The sequence below is a fragment of the [Clostridium] hylemonae DSM 15053 genome (assembly GCF_008281175.1).
GTDB lineage: Bacteria > Bacillota > Clostridia > Lachnospirales > Lachnospiraceae > Extibacter > Extibacter hylemonae.
Genome location: NZ_CP036524.1, coordinates 3,545,758 through 3,558,811 on the forward strand (window position 1 = coordinate 3,545,758; position 13,054 = coordinate 3,558,811).

Annotated in this window: 11 protein-coding genes and 1 riboswitch; all 11 genes read right to left on the bottom strand. The window is 51.7% G+C overall.

Annotated features, from left to right (window positions below; translation table 11 throughout):
* Window positions 1–3 precede the first annotated feature (3 nt).
* The 11 genes from argF to LAJLEIBI_RS16685 all read right to left on the bottom strand — a co-directional run bounded on the left by argF (window position 4) and on the right by LAJLEIBI_RS16685 (window position 13,002).
* The gene (argF, locus tag LAJLEIBI_RS19725) at window positions 4–2,049 is read right to left on the bottom strand and encodes an ornithine carbamoyltransferase (RefSeq protein ID WP_006443304.1); all 2,046 of its coding nucleotides are present in this window, start codon (window positions 2,047–2,049) and stop codon (window positions 4–6) included.
* Between the two features lie 14 nt (window positions 2,050–2,063).
* Window positions 2,064–3,011: an SPFH domain-containing protein gene (locus tag LAJLEIBI_RS16640; protein ID WP_006443305.1), complete on the bottom strand. Its 948-nt coding sequence runs from the start codon at window positions 3,009–3,011 to the stop codon at window positions 2,064–2,066.
* The gene (locus tag LAJLEIBI_RS16645) at window positions 3,011–3,451 is read right to left on the bottom strand and encodes an NfeD family protein (protein WP_006443306.1); all 441 of its coding nucleotides are present in this window, start codon (window positions 3,449–3,451) and stop codon (window positions 3,011–3,013) included. Before LAJLEIBI_RS16645 ends, LAJLEIBI_RS16640 begins: the two co-directional genes overlap by 1 nt.
* 70 nt (window positions 3,452–3,521) lie before the next feature.
* Window positions 3,522–4,313, bottom strand: a complete 792-nt coding sequence (locus LAJLEIBI_RS16650; RefSeq protein ID WP_006443307.1) for a TrmH family RNA methyltransferase — start codon at window positions 4,311–4,313, stop codon at window positions 3,522–3,524.
* Window positions 4,314–4,325: 12 nt separating this feature from the next.
* Window positions 4,326–4,976: a potassium channel family protein gene (locus LAJLEIBI_RS16655; RefSeq protein ID WP_006443308.1), complete on the bottom strand. Its 651-nt coding sequence runs from the start codon at window positions 4,974–4,976 to the stop codon at window positions 4,326–4,328.
* A 49-nt stretch (window positions 4,977–5,025) separates the two neighbouring features.
* Window positions 5,026–6,405, bottom strand: a complete 1,380-nt coding sequence (locus tag LAJLEIBI_RS16660) for a TrkH family potassium uptake protein (protein WP_006443309.1) — start codon at window positions 6,403–6,405, stop codon at window positions 5,026–5,028.
* Window positions 6,406–6,632: 227 nt separating this feature from the next.
* Window positions 6,633–7,322, bottom strand: a complete 690-nt coding sequence (locus tag LAJLEIBI_RS16665) for a response regulator transcription factor (RefSeq protein ID WP_006443310.1) — start codon at window positions 7,320–7,322, stop codon at window positions 6,633–6,635.
* Entirely contained in the window at window positions 7,315–8,811 is a 1,497-nt protein-coding gene (locus LAJLEIBI_RS16670) for a HAMP domain-containing sensor histidine kinase (RefSeq protein WP_040435084.1), read from the bottom strand. The genes LAJLEIBI_RS16665 and LAJLEIBI_RS16670 overlap by 8 nt, the downstream gene beginning before the upstream one ends.
* Window positions 8,812–8,889: 78 nt before the next feature.
* Window positions 8,890–10,077, bottom strand: a complete 1,188-nt coding sequence (gene metK, locus LAJLEIBI_RS16675) for a methionine adenosyltransferase (RefSeq protein WP_006443312.1) — start codon at window positions 10,075–10,077, stop codon at window positions 8,890–8,892.
* Window positions 10,078–10,215: 138 nt separating this feature from the next.
* A riboswitch (SAM riboswitch) is annotated at window positions 10,216–10,313 on the bottom strand.
* A 69-nt stretch (window positions 10,314–10,382) separates the two neighbouring features.
* Window positions 10,383–11,600 (bottom strand): OFA family MFS transporter, encoded by a 1,218-nt coding sequence (locus LAJLEIBI_RS16680; protein ID WP_040435085.1) that lies wholly within the window; start codon window positions 11,598–11,600, stop codon window positions 10,383–10,385.
* A gap of 109 nt (window positions 11,601–11,709) precedes the next feature.
* Complete coding sequence (locus LAJLEIBI_RS16685; protein ID WP_006443315.1) at window positions 11,710–13,002, bottom strand: UDP-N-acetylglucosamine 1-carboxyvinyltransferase; 1,293 nt, start codon at window positions 13,000–13,002, stop codon at window positions 11,710–11,712.
* Window positions 13,003–13,054 lie beyond the last annotated feature (52 nt).

The following is a 13,054-nucleotide window of genomic DNA, read 5'->3' on the forward strand; positions in this document are numbered from 1 at the left end:
CTCCTAGATATTGCCAAGTGTGGCCACCATAACCGCTTTGATCGTATGCAGGCGGTTCTCTGCCTCATCAAATACGACAGAAGCATCTCCCTCAAAGACATCCTCCGTCACTTCCTTACCCTTGACTGCAGGCAGGCAGTGCATGAATATCGTACCTTCCTTCTTCGTCCTTGCCATCATCTCTTTATTGATCTGATACGGACGGAGCATCTCGATCCGCTCAGCCGCCTTGTCTTCCTCGCCCATAGAAGCCCACACGTCTGTGTATAATACATCGGCGCCTTCCACGTCATTGACATCGTCTGTGATCGTGATGGAAGCGCCTGACTCGGCCGCATATTTTTTGCACAGGTCTGTCAGTTCTTCGGTCGGCCACAGAGCCTTTGGCGCCACATTTATAAAGTCCACGCCCACTTTGGCACATCCTATCATAAGGCTGTTGGCCATATTGTTGCGGCCGTCGCCGAGATAAGCAAATTTCAGCCCCTTCAGATATCCGAAGTGTTCTCTCATCGTGAGAAGGTCCGCAAGTATCTGTGTCGGATGGTACTCATCCGTCAGTCCGTTCCAGACCGGCACCCCGCTGTATTTTGCAAGCGCCTCTACATGCGCCTGGCTGAAACCGCGGAATTCAATTCCGTCAAACATCCGTCCGAGCACCCGCGCCGTATCTTCAATACTTTCCTTATGTCCAAGCTGTATCTCGCTCCCGGCAAGATAGGTCGGATTTCCGCCCTCATCCGCCGCGCCTACCGTGAACGCACAGCGCGTTCTCGTGGATGGCTTCTCAAATATGAGCGCTATGTTCTTGCCCTGCAGGCTGTTTCCTGTGATCCCCTGTTTTTTCTTCTCCTTTAGATCCGCTGCCAGATCAAGCAGATATACGATCTCCTCCGGTGTAAAATCCTTCAATGTCAAAAAACTTCTTCCTTTTAAATTCATCTTCCGTTCCTCTCTTAATCCTGTTAATATATGAACAAAACGCGGCAGGTGCAGCTTATCACCTAAAATTTCATATTTATTATATACAATATCATACAATTGGTCCACTGTGTATATCTGATATTTCGGAACACGCAGTAATTTCGCAGCCGCCTCCAGCATCCCCATGAACAGCTCCTTGTCAGAGTGCCCGAAGGAAAGCTTCAGGGCAAATGCCGTCTCCGCCTTCTCGATCTCTTTGATACCGCTCATGAGCTTCTCATAGTAGTGATCGTCATACGTCTGCTCTACATAGTAGATAAATCCTTCCAGTCCGTACAGCATTCTCTTTGCGTCAAAGTAACCGATCTTCATGTTCTGCCGGCTTCTCCTGCCGGAAAATTCTATAATGCTTCCAAGCTTTACCCTCGGACCGATCTCGTATTTTACCCCGGTCTCAGGCATCTTTACCCGGGGCTCTCTGCCCGGCCCGTAGATACGCACTTCTATGATATTCTCATAGCCCCTTTTGACGAGGGAACTAAGCGGCACATTATTGATAACGCCGCCGTCGATATACTTTTTGCCGTGAAGCCGTTCATTTTTGAAGCCGATCAGGTAAGCGCTCGCCAGAAGAAATTCTTCCAGCAGCCCTTCCGGGATATCTTCTACACTCAAGTCCAGCTCTTTAAAATCAGACACTGAAAAAGTCAGCAGGCAGAATTCAATGCTGCTGTTCCTTATCTTCTCTTCGTCTATAACCTCATGGATCAGCTCTTTGAGCGGTGTTATGTCAATGCCGCCGTCTTTCAGTCGGCTCCATCCTTCGTTCAGAAACTCGCGGATCGTCGTCTCCTTGCGGAACAGACGCTCCATCCATTCGTCGTCCACATCCATCACGGAAGAAAACGTCATCTTGCTCCAGATGTCTTCCGCCTTTTCCATATCACCCATGCAAACGAGGGCGCCATTTAATGCGCCCACGGATGTCCCTGCCACTGCATTCAGCTTCACCCCGGCTTCCCTCAGGGCCTTCCACGCACCTATCTGGTACGCGCCCCTCGCTCCGCCTCCGTCAAATACAAGGCCATATTCTTTTGATAAATCTATGATGGGTTTCAGCTCCATCACACCCTTTCATACTACTCCTGTGCTTCGTCCTTCTGTCCGACCTCTGCCAATGATTTTACAAGTCCTGCTATGCTCTGGATCTCTGAAGGTATGATGATCTTCGTCGCCTTACCGTCCGCCGCACGCTCAAAGGCTTCCAGACTCTTGAGTGTCAGAACGGCCTCATCCGCGCCTGCCTCCTTCAGGAATTCAATACCATTTGCATTTGCCTGCTGCACCTTAAGGATGGCTTCCGCCTCACCTTCGGCCTCACGTATCATTGCTTCTTTCTTCGCTTCCGCACGCAGGATCGCCGCCTGCTTTTCTGCCTCAGCATCGAGGATAGCAGATTCTTTATGTCCTTCCGCCACAAGGATCGTAGACTTCTTCTCACCTTCCGCGCGCAGGATCGCCTCACGGCGTTCACGCTCTGCCTTCATCTGCTTCTCCATCGCATCCTGGATCGCTGCCGGCGGAATGATATTCTTAAGTTCCACACGGTTTACTTTAATTCCCCACGGGTCTGTCGCTACATCGAGGGAAGAACGCATCTTCGTGTTGATCGTCTCTCTTGATGTAAGCGTCTGGTCCAGCTCCAGGTCACCGATTATATTTCTCAGTGTAGTGGCGGTCAGATTCTCGATCGCCATGATCGGGTTTGCCACGCCGTAACAGAACAGCTTCGGATCTGTGATCTGGTAGAATACGACCGTATCGATCCGCATCGTGACATTGTCCTTTGTGATGACCGGCTGAGGAGCAAAGTCCACCACCTGTTCTTTCATATCTACTTTTCTTGCAACGCGGTCCACGATCGGAAGTTTGACATGAAGTCCCGTACTCCAGGTCGCCTGATATGCGCCGAGTCTCTCAATGACGAGCGCCTGCGCCTGTCTGACGATTCTGATACAGGATATCAGTATCAAAACGACTATGACTATAACAACTATACCTGTGATTTTACCAATTAATGCTCCCATTATGCCTTCTCCTCTCTGGCTCTTACAATAAGCTTCACTCCTTGGATCCCTTCAACTACAACTACTGTGTTCTTTTCAATGCGGCCCTCGGGCTCATCTGTCTTAGCCGCCCACTCCTGCCCGTTGATCTCGACCCTTCCCTTAGACTGAAGTGTGTCGATATCCTCCAGGACAAGTGCCTGCTGTCCGATCAGGCTCTCCGCATTGGTCTTCTGACGTTCCTTGTTAAAATACTTGACCGCGATCGGTCTCGTGACGATCAGAAGAATCACGGACACTACCACAAATACGATTATCTGCACTGCTGTGCCGAACCCGAGCACACCGGCCGCAAATGCCACAAGCGCGCCGCCGGCGAACCATATGGTCGTCAGGCCCATGGTAAGGATCTCGACGATCAGCAGAATCACAAATAATATTAACCAATACATCGTCTGCATATGCTGTCCTCTCTTTTCTTGTAATAGTATTCCTCATGTCTATTTTACTATACTTCTGTCTATAAAGCAATTATTGTTGCCGTCTCTGCCTGGCCGCCTCAAACATGAGCACTGCGGCAGCTGTGGCCGCGTTGAGCGATTCCACCTCTCCTTCCATCGGAATGCGGATATAAGTGTCCGCCAGAGCGGCAACTTCCTCTCTCAGTCCGCTGCCCTCGTTTCCGATAAAAAATGCGCACGGCTTCGTAAGATCAGCTTCGTCGTAAGAGAGGACTCCGTCAAGATGCGCCGCGTATGTATGGATACCGCTCTCCTTCATCCGACGCACCGCCTCCGTCAGGTCTTTGGCCCGGTAAAGCGGCATCCGGTAGACCGAGCCCATCGTAGAGCGGATCGTCTTCGGATTGTACACATCCACACATTCACTGCTCATAACGATCCCCGTCACCCCGGCGCCCTCGGCCGTCCGGATGACAGTCCCCATGTTTCCCGGATCCTGCAGATTGTCGAGAACGAGGATATGCGCCCTCTCTCCTCCTGCCGCCTCCGCAAATGTATACTCCTTCTGACGGACTACGCAGAGAACACCCTGCGGCGTCTTCGTGTCGGATACATAGTCATAGACTGTGTCAGACAATATCTCCGGGCGTACCGCGCATCCTTCCAGCACACGGCTTACTGTGCCGCCCTCCCTTTTATAAAAGGATTCCGACACATACGCTTCTAAGAGCCGCTCTGCCGGAACTTCCCTGAACATCCGGATACCCTCCACAAGAAATACTTTTTCCTCGTCTCTGGCCTTCCTCTTTTTCCTGAGATTTACAAGCCGTTTTACCTTCTGGTTTCCAGTACTTGTGATCATCACACCGTCGCCCTATCCTTTCTGAAAGCTTTCCAGCGCCTCGTTCGCTCCGACGAGGATCAAAACCATTCCCTGTTCCAGCGGCTTGTTCGGATCCGGATTCACTTCCACCTTATCACCGGACACAACACCTACTACGCTCACATCATGAGAGCGCCGGACATCCAGCTCCTGCAGGCTCTTCCCGGTCCAGCCGTCCGGTACGGCCACCTCCGTGATACTGTATTCCGGGGAAAGCGCGATCCAGTCTGCAAAATTAGTAGATACAAGATTCTTTGCGATCCGCTCTCCCGTCTCACGCTCCGGGAACACGACCGCGTCCGCGCCAAGCTTCCTCAGTATCTTCGCATGCATCTCATTTCTCGCCTTGGCGAGCACATAGGGCACTCCCAGTTCCTTGGAGATAATGGTGGCCATGACACTCGCCTCCATGTCCTCGGAGACCGCGATGATCACGCCGTCGAGATTCCTCGCCCCCAGTGACCGGATGACCTCCTGGTCCTGCATATCTGCCTGAATCGCATAGGACACATCATCCGCGATCTCCTGAATGCGCTCCATCCTGTTATCTACCACAACGACCTCACAGCCAAGGTTCTGCAGCGTGACCGCCACACTGGAACCAAAACTGCCAAGTCCGAATACTGCATATTGTTTCGTCATATTCTGCTCCTTGCTGTCGCTTAAGCCGCCTGGGCCTGCAACACTGATTCTAACCTACTATGATCCTGCGCTCCGGAAGCCTTCGTATCTTATCTCTTGGATGCACCTTCCCGCCGAACAGCAGCGCCAGCGTGATCGGTCCAAGCCGCCCAAGATACATCATTACCATGATCACCGCCTGGCTGGCCCGGCTCAGATGCGGCGTAAGGTCGGCAGTAAGCCCCACCGTCCCGATGGCGGAAGACGCCTCGTACAATATGCCGATGAACGGCACACGCTCCGGCTCGATCACCGTGATGGCCGTCACACCGGCAAGGAACGCCGTAAACGCCACCAGCACTACAAAGAATCCTGTGCGAATATTGGCATTGTCGATCCTCCGGCCAAAGCATTCCGTATCGCGCCCGCCTCTCACAAAAGTGAAGCATGCCAGCACGAGCATGGCGACGGTCGTCGTCTTTACGCCTCCCGCCGTTCCTCCCGGGGATCCGCCGATAAACATGAGCATACTGCAGACAAGCTTTGACTCCGTATGGAGCCCGCCCTGGGATATGGTGGCAAACCCGGCCGTCCTCGTCGTGACGGACTGGAACATGGAAGCCATCACCTTTTCCCCGACTGTCATGTTTCCTATCGTGTCCGGATTATGATATTCCAGCCCGAATACGGCCACCGTTCCGAGCACGAGCAGGATAAGTGTTGTTACGATCGCTATCTTGGAATGAAGTGCAAGGCGGGTAAACCACCATTTTTTCGGCACTTCATTTTTATAGATCTTTCTGCTGTTGCTTATGACATCTGTCCATACCGTAAATCCGATACCGCTCAGAATGATGAGCAGCATCGTCGTTATGTTGATGAGCGGATTTGTCACATAATCCATCAGGCTGCTGCTGCCGAGTATGTCGATACCGGCATTGCAGAATGCGGATACCGCATGAAAGACTGAATACCAGATACCCTTTGCCACACCAAATTCCGGCACGAACTGGACGGCGTACAGCACAGCACCCGCGGCCTCCACAAGAAGCGTCCCGAGAATGGCCCGCCTGACCATGCCGACCATCCCGCCGATCCGGTCCATATTATAAGTTTCCTGGATGACGACCCGTTCCCGCACGGTGATCTTCTTTCTCAGGATAAGAAAAAAAGCAGTGGCGCAGGCGATGACTCCCAGGCCTCCTATCTGGATCAGAATGAGAAGAATGATCTTCCCAAGCAGCGTAAACTGTACAGCCGGCGTGATCGTCACAAGCCCTGTCACGCAGACCGCTGTCGTGGACGTAAACAAGGCATCCGCAAACGCGATCGGCTTCTCATTGCATATCGGCAGCCACAGAAGTATTCCGCCGAGCAGGATCACTCCGAGAAACCCAAGCGTCAAAAGCTGCATCGTATTCCACCTGATATTCTTCCTGCGCTCACCCATGAACCTTTTCTCTCCTTGCCGTCACATAATTACCATTAGTATACTACAATGGTCTCAAAAATTACATACAAATTTTTGCCGCGGGAAACCGGGAGGGGCAGAAGCGTCTCCCGGAAACGCAGCTTTGACCGGCTGTTGAAAAAGGGGCGCCGCCGGCCGAAAATGATCTCTTTGACCGGTGGTGCCCCACTATACTCATGCCCCGGGTAACGCCCTTATCCGGTATACTATACTTTGAACCGGTAGCCCACTCCCCAGATCGTCTCTATATACTGCGGATTTGAAGTATCCATCTCCACTTTTTCACGGATTTTCTTGATATGGACCGTGACAGTCGCTATATCTCCTATGGATTCCATATCCCAAATCTCACGGAACAGCTCCTCCTTCGTATATACGTGATTCGGATGGCTTGCCAGAAAGGTAAGAAGATCAAACTCCTTTGTCGTAAATGTCCGCTCCTCACCGTTTACCCATACGCGTCTCGCCGTTGTGTCTATCTTCAGGCCGCGGATCTCAATGATATTGTTCACCTCTGCCGCGCTTCCCGTCAGCCGGTCGTACCGGGCCAGATGTGCCTTCACTCTCGCCACAAGCTCACTCGGACTGAACGGCTTGGTCATATAATCATCCGCTCCGAGGCCGAGCCCCCGTATCTTGTCAATGTCATCCTTCTTGGCGGACACCATTATGATCGGAGTATTTTTCACATTTCTCACCTGCCGGCATATGTCGAATCCGTCTACACCGGGAAGCATGAGATCCAGGATAAACAGGTCGTAGTCTTCCTCCAGCGCTTTTTTGAGGCCAAGTTCACCGTCATTGGCCACTTCCACATGGAACCCGCTCAGCTCCAGATAATCTTTCTCCAGATCTGCAATTGCCTCTTCGTCTTCCACGATTAGTATTTTACTCATGAATCGGTACCTCCTGATATTTTCTTAGAACAAAGTACATGGTCGTTCCGGTCTCCTCCCGGCTGGTAGCCCATATCTTTCCTCCGTGTTCCTCAATGATCTTCTTAACGATCGACAGTCCTATGCCGCTTCCGCCTTTGGATGAATTCCTGGAAGCGTCGGTCCGGTAGAACCGGTCAAATATATTCGGCAGGTCTTTTGCCGCGATGCCTTTGCCGTTGTCTTCCACCTCCACCTGGATAAAGTCACCCACATCCTTGACTCTCAGATTGATCTTCCCCTTCGATTTATCCATATACTTCAGGGAATTATTGACAATGTTGTGTATCACACGCTTGATCTGTTCCGCATCTGCGATAACCTGTACACCCGAGGCTACATAGTTAAAGTATCCGAACTCTACATTTTTAGATTCCATCTCCAGCGACAGATCCTCCGCGCAGTCATTGAAGTATTCATTCACCGACAGCGTATTGAAATTATACGGGATCCTGTTTGTATCGATCTTGGAGTACAGTGTCAGCTCATTGATGAGCAGATCCATCTCATTGGCTTTATTATATATCGTTCTGATATATTTATCCATCTTTTCCGGAGTGTCCGCCACTCCGTCCATGATCCCTTCCGCATACCCTTTGATGGCTGTCACAGGCGTCTTCAGGTCATGGGAAATGTTGCTGATGAGTTCTTTGCTCTCTTTGTCGTACTTTACTTTCTCCTCCGCATTGTCCTTCAGCCGCTTTCTCATCTCCTCCAGGTCCCGGCAGAGCCGTCCCAGTTCATCGTCTGCCGCCGGTCTTAATTCAAAGTCCAGATTCCCTTCTTTAATATTCTGGGCCGCGCACTGCATCTTTCCGAGCGGCTGCATCACCGCGCGGTATATCCAGAAGATAAGAAGCAGAGCCGTCAGCACGAGCACCATAAGTATGCCCATCACCAGATCTACAATGAACTCCTGTACTTCCGGTATCATATTGCTCACATCGGTGACGATAAACGCGCTTCCCTGTTCTCCGTCCCCGTACAGAAAATCGACCTGCTTGACGAGCGCCTGCGCCTCCCCGCCGAGATAGACTCCATTCTCCGACGTGTTGCCTGACTCCCCGTAAGAGGGAAGCTGGGGGATCACATGATTCACATTGTCAATGTCGGTCCCCATATATATGATCGTAGTGCCTTTGCGCACAAGGAGATATGCTTTTTTCTTTTCCAGCTTTTTGTTAAACTTCTCCAGACAGGTGGCATCCTCCAGCTGCTCTGAATCTTCCTTTGCCATCTCATAAAGCTCATGATAAGGCTTCTCCGTAAGGCGCGAGAGCACCTGCATGGAATTGGCAAAGCTTTTTACGGTCGTTCCGGTTATCTCATATGTCTTTTCTATGGAATTGATCTGATACCGGCTCAAACCGCATACCATAAGATACGTAAGCAGGACCGGAATCAGTATCACTGTCAAAAATGCTATTATAAGCCTTGTTTTTAGCTTCATAGTAACGTCCTCCGTGCTTAAGTATAGCATGAAAAAGGGTGCTTCACACGAAAGCACCCATAAACATTTATAAAATTTTTATAAATACCGGGACAATTCTGCCGCTTTGTCAGTCTTCTCCCACGGCAGCTCGATATCTGTCCGCCCAAAATGTCCGTAAGCCGCTGTCTGTCTGTAGATCGGCCTCCTGAGGTCCAGCATCTTGATGATCCCCGCCGGACGGAGGTCAAAATTCTCCCGGATGATCTCCACAAGCCTGTCATCCTCCAGCTTTCCTGTGCCGAACGTGTCGACCATGACAGAAGTCGGATGAGCCACCCCGATCGCGTAAGACAGCTGTATCTCGCATCTTTGTGCCAGCCCCGCCGCCACGATATTTTTGGCCGCGTAACGGGCCGCATATGCTGCCGAACGGTCCACCTTCGTGCAGTCTTTCCCGGAGAATGCGCCTCCTCCGTGGCGCGCCATGCCGCCGTATGTGTCTACGATGATCTTCCGGCCCGTAAGTCCGCTGTCACCGTGGGGACCGCCGATCACAAACCGGCCTGTCGGATTGATAAAGAACTTCGTCTCCTCATCTGCCATTCCGGAAGGGATAACCGCGTCAAATACGTATTTTTTAATGTCCTCGTGTATCTGTTCCTGCGTCACATCAGGATCATGCTGGGTGGACAGCACGACAGCGTCTAGCCGCACCGGAGCTCCTTTGTCATCGTACTCTACCGTTACCTGCGTCTTTCCGTCCGGCCTCAGGTAAGAAAGCGTGCCGTCCTTCCTCACCTCTGTGAGCTTCCTCGCAAGCCTGTGGGCCAGCGCGATCGGATACGGCATAAGTTCCGGCGTCTCGTCTGTCGCATAACCGAACATCATTCCCTGGTCCCCCGCGCCGATGGCCTCGATCTCAGCGTCGGACATCCGATTTTCCTTTGCCTCCAGCGCCTTATCGACCCCGAGCGCAATGTCCGGAGACTGCTCGTCGATGGCGGTGATCACACCGCATGTCTCACAGTCAAAGCCGTATTTTCCCCTCGTGTATCCGACTTCTCTCACTGTATCCCTCACGATCTTCTGAATGTCCACATACGCGTTCGTCGTGATCTCTCCCATGACGAGCACAAGCCCTGTCGTCGTGCTCGTCTCGCACGCGACGCGGCTCATCGGATCCTGCTCCATGAGCGCATCCAGGATCGCATCGGATATCTGGTCGCACATCTTGTCCGGATGTCCTTCCGTCACCGACTCTGATGTAAATAATCTCTTTTCCATATTTTCTCCTTTCTTAACGGCCGTTTAAAGCCCTGCAAAACTTTCTCCCGGTGGTCCCTCACAGTATGAGAATCCTTTTCTTCATACCGCAGAAAACAGCCCGCCATAAGCGGACTGTTTTATATTCATAAACCAATCCTCTTATTGTTCGAAAGACTCGCTCAGGTTGGCACCTTCCTTTACGGGGTTGCCGCAGCTTCACAGATCCTTTGTATCTCCACTGCTCTGAATAAGAGAAAGTTTCATTATTAACTTTGTTGTTCAATAAGACTTTACTGCCTTTCTGTGAAAAAGTCAATATACAATCAGCATTTCTGCTGTATTTTGATCCGTGCCGTCACTGCCATGCCAATGACACACACTCCCCCCGCGGCTATAAAGGACAGATTTGTTCCAAGAGGGGTGCTCTGCACCGCCGCCAGAAGGTACGGGCAGAGAATGGACACAATGCCATATCCGAGCATGACCGCCCCGAAGTTCATCCCCTGATACCTCATGCCGAAACAATCGGACGTGAGCACCGGAAATACGCTGACGAATCCTCCGTATGTAAGTGACACGAGTGAGATGAGCAGTATAAACAGCCCTCCTTTAGCGGCGGTCAGACCGACGACCGATATCATGGCGATAACATACAGCACCTGTATCACCGTCTTCCGTCCGAGAAAGTCCGACACCCACGGGGCCGCAAAGCGTCCGGCAATGTTGGCCGCGGAAGCTGCCATGACCCCCGCAAGAGCCGCGCTGTCGGTCAGCCCTCTCTCCATGCCGAGCGATTTCATGAGCGGGTTGACGAGCACATACGCCGGAACTGCCAGCGCCATGGACACGCTGACGAGATAATACGTCTTTGTGCAAAACATTTCCCGCGTCGTATACTGCCTCTTTCCCGGCGCCTCCGCCTCCTGTGCTTTTTCATATTCTACCGGCTTTGGTCCCGGCTCCCCATCCTGCTTTGGCCCCGGCTCTGAAATAAATATACCGCCAAGGCTCAGCACGGCATAGACCGCCGCGGTCGTCATCATGGCGGCCCGGTAACCGTACGCGGAGAGAAGCCAGTCGCAGAATGGATTCATTATCACACCCGAGATTCCGACGATTCCCACTGTTATCCCGGTCACGAGGCCTCTCTTATCCGGGAACCATTCCTGGGGCACCGCCACGAGCATGCTGAACGCGCAGCCCGAGCCGAGCCCTCCGAGCACCCCATAACCGGCGGATATGAGCCACGGCATATTGTACGGGGCGGCGGCCGCGAGAAAAAACCCGGCGCACATCACAAAGCTGCCGCCGAGGATCGTCGCTCTTGCTCCTATCTTGTGCTGAAGATACCCGCCTATCATGTTGCCCACGGCAAAGATGCCGATGATGAGCGTGAACGGCTGGCTCGAAGCCGCCAGGCTGAGATCGTACTCAGACCTGACATGAGGCTGGAATACAGTCCATATATACGGATTTCCATGTACAAAATTAACTACAGCCGCAACGGCGAGTATAAAATAACGGTTCGTTCCCTTTTTCATCTTTTTCTCCACTTACCAAAATCAGCCCGCAATATGCGGACTGATCAAAATGTCTGTTTTATACGATTCTGCCTGCGCATCTTTCCGGATATAGATACCAGAAACGCGCTTAACTCACTTTTAACGTAAATTTCTGTATTTCTTTTTCTGTCGACACCTGCTCCATGAGCGCTCCGATACTGCGGAGCTTTTCATCGAATCTTTCATATCCGCGCAGAATGTAGATGATATCATCTACGATCGTGATTCCGTCGGTGGCAAGTCCGGCGATACAAAGCGCAGCGCCTGCCCGCAGGTCCGGCGCGCTCACTCTCGCCCCTGAAAACTGCTCCACGCCCTCAATGGTAGCGGAATTGCCTTCCACTTTTATATTGGCCCCCATTCTGGCCAGTTCATCCAGATATTTGAATCTATTTTCAAAAATACTCTCCGTTATGGTACTTGTCCCCTTGCATAAAGCCAGCGTCACCCCGATCTGAGGCTGCATATCTGTCGGAAATCCCGGATACGGCAATGTCTTTACGTGGGTGCTTGTCAGGTCTCCTTTGGATACGACACGAACCGCGTCGTCAAACTCTTCCACTTCGCAGCCGATCTCAGTCAGCTTTGCGATCGTCGCCTCCAGATGCTTCGGAATGACATTCAGTACCGTTACATCGCCTTTTGTAGCTGCCGCAGCGAACATAAACGTACCGGCCTCGATCTGGTCCGGAATAACAGAGTATTCTGTGCCGTGCAGTCTGTGTACGCCCCGGATCTTGATCACATCCGTACCTGCGCCCCTTATATTGGCCCCCATGCTGTTCAGGAAATTGGCTACGTCTACAACGTGCGGTTCTTTTGCAACATTTTCCATGATCGTGATGCCTTCCGCCATCGTTGCGGCCATCATCACATTGATCGTGGCGCCTACGGTCACAACGTCAAAATAGACATGTCTCCCGACGAGCTTCTCCGCCTCTGCGACGACTTTGCCGTGCTCAATATCCACGTCTGCCCCAAGCGCACGGAATCCTTTCAGGTGCTGGTCGATCGGTCTGCTTCCGATGTTACATCCGCCCGGAAGAGCCACTTCCGCCCTTTTATACTTTCCGAGAAGAGCTCCCAGAAGATAATAAGATGCACGGATCTTCTTGATATAGTCGTATTCCACATCATAGTTTCTGATTCCGCTTCCGTTGATCTTGACCGTATGACGGTCAACCCGGTGTACTTTCGCGCCGATTCCGGTAATGGCATCCAATAATACATTAACATCATTGACGTCCGGTATATTGTCAATAAGAACTGTGTCATCTGTCATAATTGCCGCTGCAAGAATAGCAAGAGCCGCATTCTTCGCCCCGCCTATCTCTACTTCTCCAACAAGCGGATGGCCGCCTTTTATAATATACTGTTCCATACTGCACCTCAATATCGATTTATATTCACTCTCAAAACTTTGATAGCTATTT